The organism is Citrobacter freundii complex sp. CFNIH9 (assembly GCF_002903305.1).
GTDB lineage: Bacteria > Pseudomonadota > Gammaproteobacteria > Enterobacterales > Enterobacteriaceae > Citrobacter > Citrobacter portucalensis.
The window spans coordinates 2,898,629-2,911,852 of the sequence record NZ_CP026238.1; the positions used below are offsets into that span (position 1 = coordinate 2,898,629).

22 protein-coding genes are annotated in these 13,224 nt (G+C 51.0%); 1 reads left to right on the forward strand and 21 read right to left on the reverse strand.

The genetic code is table 11. The features are described 5' to 3' along the window. The 11 genes from C2U43_RS14770 to C2U43_RS14815 all read right to left on the reverse strand — a co-directional run bounded on the left by C2U43_RS14770 (position 1) and on the right by C2U43_RS14815 (position 6,657). The gene (locus C2U43_RS14770; protein ID WP_103285381.1) at positions 1 to 852 is read right to left on the reverse strand and encodes a phage head morphogenesis protein; all 852 of its coding nucleotides are present in this window, start codon (positions 850 to 852) and stop codon (positions 1 to 3) included. Then, complete coding sequence (locus C2U43_RS14775; protein ID WP_103285382.1) at positions 830 to 2,152, reverse strand: phage portal protein; 1,323 nt, start codon at positions 2,150 to 2,152, stop codon at positions 830 to 832. The genes C2U43_RS14770 and C2U43_RS14775 overlap by 23 nt, the downstream gene beginning before the upstream one ends. Further along, positions 2,152 to 3,570, reverse strand: coding sequence for a phage terminase large subunit (gene terL, locus C2U43_RS14780; RefSeq protein WP_103285383.1), 1,419 nt, complete (start codon positions 3,568 to 3,570; stop codon positions 2,152 to 2,154). Before terL ends, C2U43_RS14775 begins: the two co-directional genes overlap by 1 nt. Beyond that, the gene (locus C2U43_RS14785; protein WP_103285384.1) at positions 3,536 to 4,534 is read right to left on the reverse strand and encodes a terminase small subunit; all 999 of its coding nucleotides are present in this window, start codon (positions 4,532 to 4,534) and stop codon (positions 3,536 to 3,538) included. Before C2U43_RS14785 ends, terL begins: the two co-directional genes overlap by 35 nt. Positions 4,535 to 4,537: 3 nt before the next feature. Beyond that, a complete protein-coding gene (locus C2U43_RS14790) occupies positions 4,538 to 4,726 on the reverse strand; it encodes a hypothetical protein (protein WP_103285385.1) in 189 nt (62 codons plus the stop codon). 127 nt (positions 4,727 to 4,853) lie between these two features. Further along, positions 4,854 to 5,051: a YnfU family zinc-binding protein gene (locus tag C2U43_RS29790; RefSeq protein WP_316340051.1), complete on the reverse strand. Its 198-nt coding sequence runs from the start codon at positions 5,049 to 5,051 to the stop codon at positions 4,854 to 4,856. Positions 5,052 to 5,101: 50 nt separating this feature from the next. Then, entirely contained in the window at positions 5,102 to 5,305 is a 204-nt protein-coding gene (locus C2U43_RS29795) for a hypothetical protein (protein ID WP_103285386.1), read from the reverse strand. Further along, the gene (locus C2U43_RS14800) at positions 5,262 to 5,534 is read right to left on the reverse strand and encodes a hypothetical protein (protein WP_103285387.1); all 273 of its coding nucleotides are present in this window, start codon (positions 5,532 to 5,534) and stop codon (positions 5,262 to 5,264) included. Before C2U43_RS14800 ends, C2U43_RS29795 begins: the two co-directional genes overlap by 44 nt. Continuing rightward, positions 5,531 to 6,010: a glycoside hydrolase family 24 protein gene (locus tag C2U43_RS14805; RefSeq protein ID WP_103285388.1), complete on the reverse strand. Its 480-nt coding sequence runs from the start codon at positions 6,008 to 6,010 to the stop codon at positions 5,531 to 5,533. The genes C2U43_RS14800 and C2U43_RS14805 overlap by 4 nt, the downstream gene beginning before the upstream one ends. A gap of 3 nt (positions 6,011 to 6,013) precedes the next feature. After that, positions 6,014 to 6,283: a phage holin family protein gene (locus C2U43_RS14810; protein WP_103285389.1), complete on the reverse strand. Its 270-nt coding sequence runs from the start codon at positions 6,281 to 6,283 to the stop codon at positions 6,014 to 6,016. Further along, positions 6,280 to 6,657, reverse strand: coding sequence for a putative holin (locus C2U43_RS14815; RefSeq protein WP_103285390.1), 378 nt, complete (start codon positions 6,655 to 6,657; stop codon positions 6,280 to 6,282). The genes C2U43_RS14810 and C2U43_RS14815 overlap by 4 nt, the downstream gene beginning before the upstream one ends. Before the next feature lie 218 nt (positions 6,658 to 6,875). Between C2U43_RS14815 and C2U43_RS14820 the strand changes: the two genes are divergently transcribed. Continuing rightward, positions 6,876 to 7,286 carry a hypothetical protein gene (locus C2U43_RS14820; RefSeq protein ID WP_060683741.1) on the forward strand — a complete coding sequence of 137 codons (411 nt, stop codon included), beginning with the start codon at positions 6,876 to 6,878 and terminating at the stop codon, positions 7,284 to 7,286. Positions 7,287 to 7,482: 196 nt separating this feature from the next. Here the strand turns inward: C2U43_RS14820 and C2U43_RS14825 are convergent, their stop codons facing one another. From C2U43_RS14825 to C2U43_RS14870, 10 genes are all read right to left on the reverse strand, one after another. Then, a complete protein-coding gene (locus tag C2U43_RS14825) occupies positions 7,483 to 8,292 on the reverse strand; it encodes an antitermination protein Q (RefSeq protein WP_060682531.1) in 810 nt (269 codons plus the stop codon). Then, complete coding sequence (locus C2U43_RS14830; protein ID WP_001664172.1) at positions 8,289 to 8,429, reverse strand: YlcG family protein; 141 nt, start codon at positions 8,427 to 8,429, stop codon at positions 8,289 to 8,291. The genes C2U43_RS14825 and C2U43_RS14830 overlap by 4 nt, the downstream gene beginning before the upstream one ends. Continuing rightward, positions 8,426 to 9,034 carry a recombination protein NinG gene (locus C2U43_RS14835; RefSeq protein ID WP_060683712.1) on the reverse strand — a complete coding sequence of 203 codons (609 nt, stop codon included), beginning with the start codon at positions 9,032 to 9,034 and terminating at the stop codon, positions 8,426 to 8,428. Before C2U43_RS14835 ends, C2U43_RS14830 begins: the two co-directional genes overlap by 4 nt. Before the next feature lie 2 nt (positions 9,035 to 9,036). Continuing rightward, a complete protein-coding gene (locus C2U43_RS14840) occupies positions 9,037 to 9,243 on the reverse strand; it encodes a hypothetical protein (RefSeq protein ID WP_103285391.1) in 207 nt (68 codons plus the stop codon). Next, positions 9,243 to 9,842 (reverse strand): DUF1367 family protein, encoded by a 600-nt coding sequence (locus tag C2U43_RS14845; RefSeq protein ID WP_103285392.1) that lies wholly within the window; start codon positions 9,840 to 9,842, stop codon positions 9,243 to 9,245. Before C2U43_RS14845 ends, C2U43_RS14840 begins: the two co-directional genes overlap by 1 nt. Positions 9,843 to 9,935: 93 nt before the next feature. Further along, positions 9,936 to 10,223: a hypothetical protein gene (locus C2U43_RS14850; RefSeq protein ID WP_103285393.1), complete on the reverse strand. Its 288-nt coding sequence runs from the start codon at positions 10,221 to 10,223 to the stop codon at positions 9,936 to 9,938. A 290-nt stretch (positions 10,224 to 10,513) separates the two neighbouring features. Continuing rightward, a complete protein-coding gene (locus C2U43_RS14855; RefSeq protein ID WP_103285394.1) occupies positions 10,514 to 11,383 on the reverse strand; it encodes a hypothetical protein in 870 nt (289 codons plus the stop codon). Further along, on the reverse strand, positions 11,371 to 11,571 hold the full coding sequence (locus tag C2U43_RS30075; protein WP_327003348.1) for a hypothetical protein: 201 nt from the start codon (positions 11,569 to 11,571) through the stop codon (positions 11,371 to 11,373). The genes C2U43_RS14855 and C2U43_RS30075 overlap by 13 nt, the downstream gene beginning before the upstream one ends. Further along, the gene (locus tag C2U43_RS14865) at positions 11,553 to 12,533 is read right to left on the reverse strand and encodes an IS5-like element ISKpn26 family transposase (RefSeq protein WP_000019450.1); all 981 of its coding nucleotides are present in this window, start codon (positions 12,531 to 12,533) and stop codon (positions 11,553 to 11,555) included. Before C2U43_RS14865 ends, C2U43_RS30075 begins: the two co-directional genes overlap by 19 nt. A gap of 68 nt (positions 12,534 to 12,601) precedes the next feature. Continuing rightward, on the reverse strand, positions 12,602 to 13,216 hold the full coding sequence (locus C2U43_RS14870; protein WP_103285395.1) for a hypothetical protein: 615 nt from the start codon (positions 13,214 to 13,216) through the stop codon (positions 12,602 to 12,604). Positions 13,217 to 13,224: the final 8 nt, after the last annotated feature.

Genomic DNA, 13,224 nt, shown 5'->3' on the forward strand with positions numbered 1-13,224 from the left:
TTAATCCCATGAGACGTAAGGGAGGGCCAGACATCGGCATTGGTAATCCTCGCCGGGTTTACCGATGAATGCCCCGATGGTTGAGCGTTTCTTCCACGTTTTGCCGCCGTCGTCTGAGTAGACCGTCGGATCGGAGTATTTACAGAGCATGCCGTTTAACGCGGAATGACTGTCGCGCTCCCGTTCATCGCCAGTGCCGCCCCACTCATACAGGTCAAGACCAAGAGCCACATTGCGCGCTTCAGTCAAATCTGCGTTCAGTTTCGAGGTCTGGTCGCGAGCGATGAACCTTGCACGATTGCGGGTGACCTCCCCACGCTCCTTAATCAGGTCAATGAGGTTTTCATGTCGGCCGCCGTCTTTCATGTTCTCGAAAACCGCCGCGCCGATATCGTGGATAAAGTCGGTATGGATGGAGGTGATCAGGTCAACGTTGTCATTAACCGCCTTCTCCATTTCTGGTTTTATCGCGCCATCGCCGAGCATCCCGGTCAGATCAATCCCAAAAGCCTGAGAGAACGTGCGCTGCGTCTGCTCTTTGTTCTGCAGGTTTGCCCGCGTAACGAATCCGGCAGAGAGTCGGGCGGCGACTTCCTTGATGGAAATGCTCGCCAGGCGCTGCATGACAGCGGCAAGACGCGTCGTAATCGAGAGAGGTGTGCTATCAGGGGCATCGACAAGCACAGGCTTACCCAACTCGTCAATAAACGCCTGGACCATGCTGTCGATAAAATCCGTCAACCTGTCCCGATACCATACCTCTGCTCGCTTACTGGCGGTCGGTGGACGCATTCGCCGACGACGCGGTTTCAAACGTCCCTGCTTACGCTCAAGAAGCAGTTTTAATTCCATAATCCCCTCGGAAGCCAGCATTCGCCCCGGCGCTGACTATCGCCTTGATTTCAGATTCGGTAACAGTCTTCAGCACGCCGCGGTTTACCATCTCCCTGATGGCAACCTCTTCCGTCAGAATTGACGACGTTACCAGCGTATTGAAGCCCGTCGCATACTGGCTAAACCGGTTAGCTTCGTCTGCCTCGTTGATGCTGTCGATTGTCGGATATTCGTAGGTAAGGCTTTCCGTAATGGCGAGTTTATCCAGCGTGAACTGGTCGGCGAAATCCTGCATTGGACGAAGCCGGGACTCCTGCAGTCCGTTAATCGTCTCGTAATAGGATTTATTGTCTTCCTCGCCGCTGCTGAACCCGCTGGCAGACTCACCAAACAGAACCGTTATGGGCCTGTCCAGCGCACCGGCCAGTACAATCGCCATTTTGCTAATCACATCCGACAGCCCGGTAAATTGCGCGTTTTTCTGCTCATAGCGCCCCTGTGCCTGTGTATCACCAGCATCAATCAATAACATCCCGGTTGAAGATTTGGTGTCCTTCATCACCCTGGCATACTCGCGAACCTGCCCTTCCTGACCAGCTGCGATCTGGTTATTCATGCCGGGGATAAACAGCACATCGACGTTTGCCTCCTGTATGGTGTCGCCGGTGCTGAGGATTGCAGTGTCGAAGGTTTTGATGTGCTCATAGGGCGCCTGAAGGTCTGACGTACCAAACTTTGCGCGATCCTTAATGCTGTGATTGCCCAGCTTTGTCCGGCAGCAGCGGGAATGATGAAACCTGAGTTGCTTCGTCCCGACGTCAAGTTGATACGTTAGCGGCTCACCGAAACAGTCCGAACGTATGTCGGTAATGACATTACTGTCCGGCGTGTACTCCCCTTTACGGAACACCAGGAATTTAACGATATCTTCGCTCTGCAAATTGAGCGGCAGGGCGATCTGGTCATCAGCACAATCTGTGATAGCCACGATTAGCGAATCGCCCAGCAGGGAGGCCCACCCCAGCGCGCTGTGAAAGACTGCATTCAATTTCAGTTCTTTTTCAGCGTCAGCGATGCGCTTGGTTATAGAGCTATCGACGTCGCCCGAAAATTTACGGGGCAACTTCAGCATGTCGTCGGCGGTTTTGTTGATGTACTTTTTCACCACCCACGATTTTTTATACATCGCGAGCAGTTCTTTATCCGGCACATCGGGCTTACTGCTGCTATACCGCACCGCGCCGATCTTCTCGCCGAGTGAAGTCATTAAGCTAACCAGGCCATCATTCAGACGACCAACGATATTTTTTTTCGTCATTACATGATGTCCAGTGGGCTGAGTGTTTTTCTCTGATACAAATCGCGTAATCCCTGCGTCATTGCATCGACAACGTCATCGTTCGCGCCGACCGGGAAGGTGGTGATTTCCTCGACCGTCTCGGTGATCCAAGGGGCAATATCTTTGTGAGGTAGGAAAACGTTACCCGCTTCCCATACGGCGGTAATCGCATGCGCACGAGCTACTTTGCTACCGTCCGGTTCGACGGGTACCAGCCCTGCAACAGTGCTTTTCAGTGAGTCAATAACCGCCGGGCCATTGGCTTTGTCCTCCACCAGCTTGCGTAAGCCTTTGGGGTATTCGTCAGCCATGCGCTTAACGGCTTTGAGCGTTGCTGTAAAGCTCATGCGCGCCCTGACCTGGTGAAGCAGATAGGCGTTTGCTCCCTTTTTGCCCCAGACCTGACCGACAACGTAGTCGGTGCCCTCACTGTCTTTGAACGTCATATCCCAGCTGTGGACGACGATGTCGAAGGTGGCCGGCAAGTCTTTCGGGAGGTAATACTTGATCCACTCATCTTTGAAGATTGAGCCGCCAGCCTGCTTCGGTGACTGCTGATACATCGCGGACCAGAAGTAATCCCCCAGGATAGCTTTTGTCTCTAACAGCTTGTCGATCGGGTGCAGGTCTGGCACCAGCGCTTCGCCCCGTTCGTTGATGGCGGGGAACGCCAGCACTTTAGCTTTCGGGGTTTTCTCCACCACTCGACCGGACAGGTCATCTGTCGCCCAGCGGGTCGCCATGATGATTTCGCCACTGTTTTTGGACAGACGCGTTTTGAACGTGGATACGTACCAGTTCCAGATCGATTTTTTGGTAGTCGGGGACAGCGCCTCTTTGGAGTTTTTTATCGGGTCATCGATGATACCGAGATCGATTTTCTTACCTGTTAACGGACCGCCTACGCCAGCACAAACATACGTTCCCTTATGGTTGGCTATACCGAATTCGTCAGTGTTACGCTTGACGGCAACACCATCGTCGGGTTTATTGCCCAGCCAGGCGTCAGGAAATATGTTGCGGTATTCAGGCGTAGACATAATGCGCTGAACGTCGGCGTTCATGTCCCCGGCAAGGTCAGCAGAGTACGACAGCGCACCTACGCGCATTTCAGGGTACTTGCCGAAGAAATACGCTGGCAAATAACGAGAGACAATATCCGATTTACCATGCTGCGGCGGCGCGCCGAGAATAAGTATCGGGCGCAGCCCGTTCATCATATCCAGCAGGAATTGATCCAGCTCGTCGCAAACCGTCTGAGAGAACTTGCTGGTGATGTATTCGGGGTTTATGTACTGAATGAAGTCGTGGAGGCTTGCTCGGGCACTGCGCCGCTTGAGTAGTTCCCTGGCTGCTGCCTGTTTACTTACCGCCGATAATTGCGGCGAGTTGCTCATCAGTGAGATCCTCCGCACTTACAGAGTGGCTGTGCTGTATGGGCTCACCATTCGGGCCACTTAACTCAGTTTTGGTTTTCAGCATTCCGAGGTGCTGTGCGACCATCTTCATAGCCTCATCCTGATTGCGAGTGATCATTTCAAGGCCAAATTTGCCCTCTTTAATCCCGGCAAAAAGACGGCGTTCTGCGCCCTTCAAATCTCGCGTATCGTGGAAAACAGGACGGCTCAGACCAACGCCATTGCAGCGGGGGCAATCCGGGTTCGGGTCCAGTGTGCCGTCGTAGCCGTAGCCGCCCGTATCCTTAGGCTGTATGGCACCTTCCTTCCCCTTAACCTTTTCTTCCGCCTCTTCAAACTCAACTGCATCGCGCCACTGGTAGTTAAATCCGAGCCCCCAGCAGTATCGGCAACAGCCGCGGTGATGCTCGGTCAGTTGAGTAGCGTCTGCCGTCGCAATGTCCCACCACCATTTCAACACTTCGTCTTGTGTAACTTTCACTCTTCGCGAACGTTCATCCAGCGCGTCACGAATTGCCTGGCTGACCTTAGCATTCCTTAGCAATCGAGAGGCGTTAACGTAAGCCGTATTACCTTCGCCTTTGTAGCCAGCCCGCTTGTATGCAGCGGTCCTGTTCAGATCGAGAAGATACTCTTCGACAAACCTGATCTGCATATCGTTAAGGCCGTAATTGCGCAGGTTGAAGGGTTGCGCACTTTTCGGTATATCGGTCTGCGCATCAGTTGGGGATTGCTCATACTGCGCAGTGGTAGGGGCTTGTTCAGTCTGCGCATTGCGCACTTTCTTTTGCGCAGTTTTTTGCGCAGTTGGCTTTTTGATGTAGCGCCGCGCAGATGTGTAATTCAGTCCCTGCGCTTCACACCAGTCTTTTGGTGATACGCCGGTTACGGCATGATCGGACAGGAACCGTTGCTGAAGCACGCCCCAGTCCGGTTTGCTCATTCATCACTCCATTGTTGATCCTGTGGGCTCTACCGTCACTTTCTGGGTCATGCCATGCTTCACGATGAACGCAGCCACCTTTTCGTAATCAGGCTCGCGCTGCATCAGCATGCAGAACAGGGTCAGCGTTTTGATATAAACCGGCAACCACCATTTGGCTTTGAGTTCGACTAACAGCTTGCAAATTGCCATTGGTAACTCCGCTTATCCCCTACAGGGTATATTTACGATTTATCCGCTACAGCCATTACGATGGGTCTGCCCATAGTGATGGCAATAAAAAACCGCCCGTAGGCGGTTATATTCAGCAGGTCGCATGTTATCTGTGAATGACAAACAGTGATTTGCATTGAGGGCAGAGCAACGGTAGTTCTTGCCGTACTTTTGTGGACGGGTGGTTCGAGTTATGGCCGCATATCGGGCAAGCCACTGTTGTTTTGGTCGCCGCTTCAACGCGTTTAAGTGCGTAATCGAAGAATGACATATTTTTAACCCCTCTAAGAATGAGGTCTATCATACCACGATTGATTATTTTTTAATCTAAAATAGCCACAACTTAGCACTTAATCACCGAGTTAATAAACTGCTATCGGTTGGTTGTTTGCAGTTCGCCTGCCACGATTTGTTATGCGCCAGGATGTCGCGCTTCGTCTGGCGGTCCATCACTTCGATGTCGTGCTCAGTAAGGCGAATCGCGCTCACCCAGTCACATCCTGTATCGATGACCTCAACCTTTGCGGGTCCAGTTTGCGCGCAGCTCGCGATCAACATCGTCATCAGGCATATGGCTAACTGTCTGCTGTACATTGCTGGCCTCCTTCGTTACTTCAACGCGGCGTTCTGCAGCTGCTTTGGTGGCTGCGGCGTTATCGTCGGTGCGCTGTTTATCCGCTTTGGTTTCCGCCTTTTCGCGACCACGCATGCTGCCCAGACCGAAAGCACCGAGAATGAGCAGTCCAGCTGTCACGACAAACGCCAGAATAGCTTTCAGTTTCGTCATTGCTTCGGCTCCGCAATAAATCCACCAGCCTCTTTGAATTTCTTCAGGAGGTTTTCAACCTTGTGTTCGTGCTGACCGTAACCAGCGCCGGGCAGTGATGCCCAGATGTTGCTGCAGCGATCAATGGCCTGCCGGATATAGCCGTCGTCAATGAGCTGCAGCGCGCGTCGTTCTTTAATCTGCTGCAGCGCCACCGCATCCTGGCTGGTCGGAGAGAAATCCTTCAGGCCAAGTTGTTTACGATACGCATCCCAGTAACGCGCCAGTAACTGATAGCGGCCAGCGGCGGTGGATTTAATCTTTAAGCGCGGTAGGTCGATTAATTTTCGCGGGTGATCGGCATAGCCGGAAAAGAGAGAGCCGCCCACTATTACGTCATAACCCCGGTTACGCGTCGGCTGCCCTGGCTTGTCGGTGCCTTCCGACCAGGCCAGCATGTTCAGGAACGCGGTGCGCTGTGCGTTGATTGCCTGCATTACCTAACTCCTTTTGCCGGTGATATTCCCCCGGGAGAGGATCATCACAACCAGAAACCCGATATTGACCACCAGCTCAGAACGGTCGACGACCGGATAATCGCCAATCCAGATACGAATGGGGATCGAGAAGAAAGAGAGCGCCAGCACGTAGGCCAGCAGCGAGAAGTACCATTTATGCGTGCGGCCACCCCGACTGAAGCCTGCAATAGCCAGACCTGCCATCAGCGCGATAAGTGCATGCATTTGAAGCAGTATGAATGGAGTAATCATTGCCCCTCCTCAGCCGCCTTTTTCTCAGCGCGCTTTTTGAGGGCGAGAACAATAGTGATCGCCGTTGCTGCTGACACCATCGCGCCGAGAGACTCAGGGATACCCGCGCCATCGGTACCAGGCAGATATTGCCCGACGATGGTGTTGATAACGCGGGTTGCCAGTGGCGCAGCCAGGATGCCGGAGATAAAGGCTGCAATGCCGTACATGCATCGCTCGATGATGCTGAGGTTGTGAGACGTGAGAACGTAGATAAGCGCCCCGGCCAGCGCCCCAAGGATTACGCCAGCCTCAGTGTTTGCCCAGAATCCGGCAAATGTGGCAGTCGTAACCGCTGCATGCGCCGTAGCGCTGCCGGATAGTGGTTCGGACATAGATTTTCCATTTTGAAAGGTTCAGGCTCCCGGACGCTTAACGACAAAGCACCTGATGGGGGTTCCGGGAGCCTGAAATAGAAAAAGGCCGCCAAGCGGCAGCCAACAGTCGATTCAATACCGGGATATTTATCCACGCCCGGCACGTGGTTTCCCTGCTTTCCACAGACAAAGGAAATTGCTAAATTGGTCATTCCACAGACAATTAGGGAATGACCATGGATGTAGGATTACTTATCGCGTCCCTTAAAAACGGGATCGGCGCGCTTTCTGCTGTGCAAAGTAACGAGGTCCTGCGCGAGCGCATCGCTTTCATTGGAGAGCAGATCGACGTACTTCAAAAAGCCCATGCTGCCACCATAGAAGAACTTGCCGAGGCGAAGGCCAAATGCGTAGAACTTGCGAAGGAAGTAGCGGCTTACCGGGCAAAGGATGAGTTTGTCGAGCACATGGGTGCGGCCTTTAGAAAAAATCCCGCGGGTGGGTATATCAGCGCGGTTTATTGTCCCAACTGTCTTAAACAAGTCGGAAGCGGGTTCGATGATTTTCCGTACCATTGCGGCTCCTGCGGCTGGACTTCAAGATTTGAAGGAAGGGAGATTGATAACGTAATGAAAACCCTCCCTTAATGTTAAGGCGAGGGTAGCGCCTCGCCGTTACCTCCAGAAACGCAAAAGCCCCACGGAGTTAACCGCAGGGCTTGAATATTTTATTGCTGGTCGAAACGATTGAACGGATTCCCAGCGTTAGAGCCGATACTAGACGAAAATTCCGTAAACTACAATATCTATTTTCTCTAAAATTTACCTTCCATAGAAAAAATCACTATTGAGTAACTGATTTCAATGCACTGTCTGCATATCCCTCCTGCCGGTGACACTCTTCTACCAATAATTCGAATAATGGCTGGATGTGGTCATAAGCCGTGGTTTTCTTCACATCCCACTCGGTGCGTACACCCTCCAGCACATTAGAGAATTTAAGCCGGGCATAACCTCTGCCTGTGCAGCGCTCACAAACTTTCATAACCGGCACGCCCTGCATCTCCGTTTCTTTCTTGTCCAGTACCTTCCCTTTCCCATGGCAGCGACACGCATTGCTGATAACACCTTTTCCGTTACAGGCTGAGCATAAAACGCGCGCAGTCTCCCGTACCGACTTCCATTCCTCCCAATAGGACGGGCAAACCCCCTTCGTGATTTTTGCCCATTTAGGCGGTTTCCCATCCGGGTACTGAACTTTATTTGTGAAAATATCTGCCTCGGTAAAGCCGTCCCCATCGCAACAGTCGCATTTGCGAACGCTTGCCGCACTACGGGCGTAATCCTGATAAGCAAAAGCGCACAGTATTTCGAGAACTCGTTGGCGTAATCCTTCATCGAGTTCAGTAACTGGTCTGAAATGTCGTGATATCTCAACGGCTGAACCATATAGAGCCTCCATTGCCCGCTCCGGGCTGCTGATGCCAATTTTTGCCAGGTAAAGATCGAAACCAAATCCGCACTTAGCATTAACGAGGCCAAGCGCGGCCATCACATCAGTACCAGTGAGATTGTCTGTAGCTGTTGCCCGCGAGGAGTCACTGAACATCGGGGACTTCGGTGCAAAGTATTTTGCGATTGATTCGAGGTTCATCGTGTTTCTCCAGCATAAGTTTTCACGTAATTCTTCAGTATTCGGTAGTCCGTCAGCACAGAGCCGGGAAAGTGATATAAGCGCAATCGTTGCCAACGAACGCGGAGGTGATCGGCAAAGTAGGATTCGAATGTCATGCGGCCTCCCTTGCTTTGACGAGTTGTCGCCTCAGCGCGCTGTAATGCTTTCTGATGGCTTCGAGTTCTTCGATGGTGTATCGGTGCGGGGTGTTATTGTTTTCGAGCGCCTCAACGCGTTCAGCTCCAATTTTCTCTATAAGGCCAAGGCGGTACTGCTGCTGATTGCCCGACAGCTGAACGTTACAGTGGTGGCACTGTTTACGGATATTGTCTTCGTGATAGCGGAGATGTGACGCTTTCCCACGTGAGCGGTAATGCCCGGCTTCCCACTGGACGGTGTCGAACGTCCCACAACTGATGCATGGCAAATCATGGTCACGCTCGCGAATATAGTCATTGACTACACGCTGCGTTAAATCTTCCCAGTGCTTCAGCGGCTTAACCGCAGCTTTACGCTGGCGCCAGGCGGCTCGCTCTTTCTTCTCAGTAGCGCGCTGTTTGGCGGACTCTTTGCGCTTAGCGTCTTCACGGGCTTTTCTGGTCTGCTCTTTGCCGACAGCGCTGGCGCACTCATAACCGCAGACAGTCTGCGTATCACGCACCGGGTGAAACCACTGGCGGCATTCTTTGTTGGCGCACTTACGGCGCGGTAGCTTAGCCATGCTCACCCCCACGCCCTGTTTTGCCAGACCTTACTCGGGCACGGTGCTTTCTCGCTTTCCGGCAGCTGCACGCTGACAGTCCAGGTGATGTTGTCGCGATTCAGGCTACGTTCTACCGTGGCGCCACGGCGGCGGTAACTGGCCACCAGTTCGTCGGCCTGCTCGGTTGTGCACTCGTGATGGTGAAACCAGGAATATTTCATCGCCATCACCCCGCAAAGCTCATGAGCTGCGATGCGGCGTTTTCCGCTTCACGCTGGTCTTTAAATGCCCGGGACAATACCCAGCGCCACAGAACATCGAGCGCGGCTTTGTACAGCTGCTGGAACTCGGTTTCGTCCATGTTGGCGAAGGCGATACTGCGGGGGTGTTTGCGAAGGGTGCCATCGGGAAGCTGTATGGCGTCGTAGTGGCCAGACTCGATGATCACCCATGCACGGTATGCGTCATAGGATTTGCAGATGCTAATGCTACCGGCTCGCTTATCAGCGATACGGTCGAGATATTGCTCGGCAGCATCCAGGAGTGCGGCTTCACTTCCCGCGAATGAGGCAAGGAATTTGGCGTAGCCGGTTACCAGTTTGCGCTCGTTGGAGGAGATCGCCCCGCCAGTAGGCTCCCAGTATTCGAAACCGAGATTGAGTAACGCGAAGAAACGGCGATGGAATGCGGGATTCCTCACCTGCCGGAACTCGGCCACCAGCACGGCGCCGAGTTTGATTTTTGATTGCAGAATATCGCTGGTCTCCGGCGTCGCGGGGATCAGGATTCCTGAGGACTGCTTGATGAGTTGTAATTCGTGCGCCATGGTTTCTCTCCGTGGCGCATCAAGTTGTCAGTTGTTCAGGCTGACGCGGGAATTATGGCGGTTTGATTATGGAAAATCAAAGGTCATTTTAATCTAACTATTCACTGCCTCGGGAAGGGGGTGAACCTTTGATCGCTCAATAAGTTTTCCGATATCATCTTGGCTAACCATCCCATGCGATCCCTCTCCTAACGCTACTGCATAGCTCTTACCTAAGTGATTCATGACATGTACTTTTAAAGTTCGCTCTGAGTATTGAGGGGCGTCATCGTGGGCTGGATTAAATACTAAAGACTTAGGTAAAACGAAGCCTGCGTCCGGCGAAGTCCGAACAACGTCTCCGTTTCGCCAACATCCAACCAGCAGATAATCAATATTCATATTTTACCGCCTTAATGATGAATGGTACTTACCAGAGAGCCACATAGAAACTTGGCTTGATGACATTATATCAGGCAGCGGCTTCGTGTTCTCTACAAAGTTCCGGCAGGTTAGCCCTCACCAGTGCTTCAGCAAACGGCGGCGGGACGGCGTTACCGCAGCGGGCAACCCAATAAGAAACATGCCTATAAAACATTATCATTAATTGCACTTAGATATAGAGCAAACGTAATCATTATAAATTTAAATAAAAAATGAAGACTACAGTTGATAAATTATTATGCTCTGAGTTAACTGCCGAAAAAGCCAGCAGGTAACGCACCTTCTGCACCTGCATCGTTGTATGTATAGTACTCTAGAGAATAACGTTTAAATTGACGTTCTAGACTCTTTGTGAACTCCCCCTCGGGGAGAGTGTTTATACTTTCCAAAACAACGCCCTCCATTGAAGAAAATATCCCTTTTATTCTTTCAACCATTGCAGGTACATTATTTTTCATAACCTGAGCTAATTCACGCCCTCGAAAACTTTCAGGAATGGTTAGCACTATTGACAGATTATATTTTATCTCATCATCTAACTCTTCGTCAGTTGAGAGGGCAAAGTGCACACCTGAGCAACAATTAACATAATCATCACTTTTCCACATTTTTTTCAACAACTTATCCTTGCTGGCAATTCTCCTGTTAAATGCATCTGGAAAAGTAGCCTGGTTAAATCGCCCGCTGATCCAATTAAGAAGGCACTCTAAAGCCAAGGGACCCCACTTTAACTTCAAATTTGGGGTGCTATTTTTTAAGAGAAACTCTCTTTCTATTTGGGCGAATCCAAGCGAAGAAATCTCCATCCACTTGACATTATCTTCACCATCAACAAAATATGGCAAACATAATCTGCGAGGGTTTCTGGCATTCTTAAACTCCGAACGTTCGTCACATGGGGTACCTATCACTACTTGCACCCAATGTTCTCTTTCGAAGTCCATATCGATCAAAGCACATTCATATAATACCGGAATCAAAACTGCATCTTTCTCGGTATATAATGATGCTAGTTTTTCAGGTAATGTGGCTAAGAGTGCGGGATGATTAAAGAGACTCACGAATGATCCTCTCATCCATCCCGCCTTGATTAACTCCTCTCGATTTAACCCTGACATCCCTTAACCCTCCAATTACTAGGGAAGGTGCGAATAAGCAGGTCATTTCTTCCCAAGCTGACTCGCTGATTAAAATTTCGCGGATCTGGGCCGATTTTTTTCCCGCAAACACATCGAATCAGCCTATTTAGGCTATTTTTTCCACCATTTCTGGCGTTATTTCCGGTTTTTACTGAGATCTCTCCCACTGACGTATCATTTGGTCCACCCGAAACAGGTTGGCCAGGGTGAATAACATCGCCAGTTGGTTATCGTTTTTCAGCAGCCCTTTGTATCTGGCTTTCACGAAGCCGAACTGCCGCTTGATGATGCGAAACGGGTGCTCCACCCTGGCACGGATGCTGGCTTTCATGTATTCGATGTTGATGGCCGTTTTGTTCTTGCGCGGATGCTGCTTCAAGGTTTTTACCCTGCCGGGACGCTCGGCGATCAGCCAGTCCACATCCACCTCGGCCAGCTCCTCGCGCTGTGGCGCTCCTTGGTAGCCGGCATCGGCTGAGACAAATTGCTCCTCTCCATGAAGCAGATTACCCAGCTGATTGAGGTCATGCTCGTTGGCCGCGGTGGTGACTAGGCTGTGGGTCAGGCCACTCTTGGCATCGACACCAATGTGGGCCTTCATGCCAAAGTGCCACTGATTGCCTTTCTTGGTCTGATGCATCTCCGGATCGCGTTGCTGCTCTTTGTTCTTGGTAGAGCTGGGTGCCTCAATGATGGTGGCATCCACCAAAGTGCCTTGGGTCATCATGACGCCTGCTTCGGCCAGCCAGCGATTGATGGTCTTGAACAATTGACGGGCCAGTTGATGCTGCTCGAGCAGGTGGCGGAAATTCATGATGGTGGTGCGATCCGGCAGGGCGCTATCCAGGGATAATCGGGCAAACAGGCGCATGGAGGCGATTTCGTACAGGGCATCTTCCATGGCACCGTCGCTCAGGTTGTACCAATGCTGCATGCAGTGAATACGCAGCATGGTCTCCAGCGGATAGGGCCGTCGGCCATTGCCCGCCTTGGGATAAAACGGCTCGATGACAGCGGTCATATTCTGCCATGGCAGAATCTGCTCCATGCGGGAGAGGAAAATCTCTTTTCGGGTCTGACGGCGCTTAGTGCTGAATTCACTATCGGCGAAGGTGAGTTGATGGCTCATGATGTCCCTCTGGGATGCGCTCCGGATGAATATGATGATCTCATATCAGGAACTTGTTCGCACCTTCCCTAGGCCAATCTGGCTCTAACCGAATACCCTTCAATCTGCGCATAAATGTCATAATACGCATCGACCATTTTATTAAGATCTAATGGTTCTTCATAGAACGCCGTTCTAATCCCCTCATTACCCATTTTCCCAAAAATAAATTTCTTCAGATATGGCGCGTGGCTTATATCCATTTCCTTATAGAAAGCTTCAAATGCATTTATTCTTGATATGGTTGCATTTTTTATTCTAGTTTCTTTTTTACCATTCCAATTGTAAATCGTTTTTCTTTCCACCTTAAGTAACGAAGCCCATTGAGATACGTTAAAGTTGAATCCCTTCTGTAAAGCATTGCTTTTTTCGATGGCACTTGGTTCTTTTTTTACATCAATTTTCGATGAAGAATTATAGTTTCTTACAATTGGTTTAATTTCAACAGGAGATGCTCCAGTCATTGAACCAACATTTAATAAACTAGATAAAGCGAAAACACCTAAAAGGGCCTTACCAACGACAGTGCCTAAATTTTTTCGCGCCTCAATAGTATTGTTGGTTGTCTTGTATGATTGCGCAGAACTAGCCGGCAAAAATGGTCCGGTACCGATTTTTATCCCGCTTGTAACGAAACCAGTCATACTAACCT

Bases quoted from the DNA above. Each gene is read 5' to 3' on its own strand.
- C2U43_RS14870 (WP_103285395.1), bottom strand. From the start codon at position 13,216: ATGACTGGTTTCGTTACAAGCGGGATAAAAATCGGTACCGGACCATTT.
- C2U43_RS14815 (WP_103285390.1), bottom strand. From the start codon at position 6,657: ATGTCCGAACCACTATCCGGCAGCGCTACGGCGCATGCAGCGGTTACG.
- C2U43_RS14840 (WP_103285391.1), bottom strand. From the start codon at position 9,243: ATGGCGATGAAATATTCCTGGTTTCACCATCACGAGTGCACAACCGAG.
- C2U43_RS14855 (WP_103285394.1), bottom strand. From the start codon at position 11,383: ATGTCAGGGTTAAATCGAGAGGAGTTAATCAAGGCGGGATGGATGAGA.
- C2U43_RS14805 (WP_103285388.1), bottom strand. From the start codon at position 6,010: ATGCAGGCAATCAACGCACAGCGCACCGCGTTCCTGAACATGCTGGCC.
- C2U43_RS14790 (WP_103285385.1), bottom strand. From the start codon at position 4,726: ATGGCAATTTGCAAGCTGTTAGTCGAACTCAAAGCCAAATGGTGGTTG.
- C2U43_RS14850 (WP_103285393.1), bottom strand. From the start codon at position 10,223: ATGAATATTGATTATCTGCTGGTTGGATGTTGGCGAAACGGAGACGTT.
- C2U43_RS14845 (WP_103285392.1), bottom strand. From the start codon at position 9,842: ATGGCGCACGAATTACAACTCATCAAGCAGTCCTCAGGAATCCTGATC.
- C2U43_RS14800 (WP_103285387.1), bottom strand. From the start codon at position 5,534: ATGACGAAACTGAAAGCTATTCTGGCGTTTGTCGTGACAGCTGGACTG.
- C2U43_RS14785 (WP_103285384.1), bottom strand. From the start codon at position 4,534: ATGAGCAAACCGGACTGGGGCGTGCTTCAGCAACGGTTCCTGTCCGAT.
- C2U43_RS14865 (WP_000019450.1), bottom strand. From the start codon at position 12,533: ATGAGCCATCAACTCACCTTCGCCGATAGTGAATTCAGCACTAAGCGC.
- C2U43_RS14820 (WP_060683741.1), top strand. From the start codon at position 6,876: ATGGATGTAGGATTACTTATCGCGTCCCTTAAAAACGGGATCGGCGCG.
- C2U43_RS14830 (WP_001664172.1), bottom strand. From the start codon at position 8,429: ATGACATTCGAATCCTACTTTGCCGATCACCTCCGCGTTCGTTGGCAA.
- C2U43_RS14835 (WP_060683712.1), bottom strand. From the start codon at position 9,034: ATGGCTAAGCTACCGCGCCGTAAGTGCGCCAACAAAGAATGCCGCCAG.
- C2U43_RS29790 (WP_316340051.1), bottom strand. From the start codon at position 5,051: ATGATAGACCTCATTCTTAGAGGGGTTAAAAATATGTCATTCTTCGAT.
- C2U43_RS29795 (WP_103285386.1), bottom strand. From the start codon at position 5,305: ATGTTGATCGCGAGCTGCGCGCAAACTGGACCCGCAAAGGTTGAGGTC.
- C2U43_RS14775 (WP_103285382.1), bottom strand. From the start codon at position 2,152: ATGACGAAAAAAAATATCGTTGGTCGTCTGAATGATGGCCTGGTTAGC.
- terL (WP_103285383.1), bottom strand. From the start codon at position 3,570: ATGAGCAACTCGCCGCAATTATCGGCGGTAAGTAAACAGGCAGCAGCC.
- C2U43_RS14825 (WP_060682531.1), bottom strand. From the start codon at position 8,292: ATGAACCTCGAATCAATCGCAAAATACTTTGCACCGAAGTCCCCGATG.
- C2U43_RS14770 (WP_103285381.1), bottom strand. From the start codon at position 852: ATGGAATTAAAACTGCTTCTTGAGCGTAAGCAGGGACGTTTGAAACCG.
- C2U43_RS14810 (WP_103285389.1), bottom strand. From the start codon at position 6,283: ATGATTACTCCATTCATACTGCTTCAAATGCATGCACTTATCGCGCTG.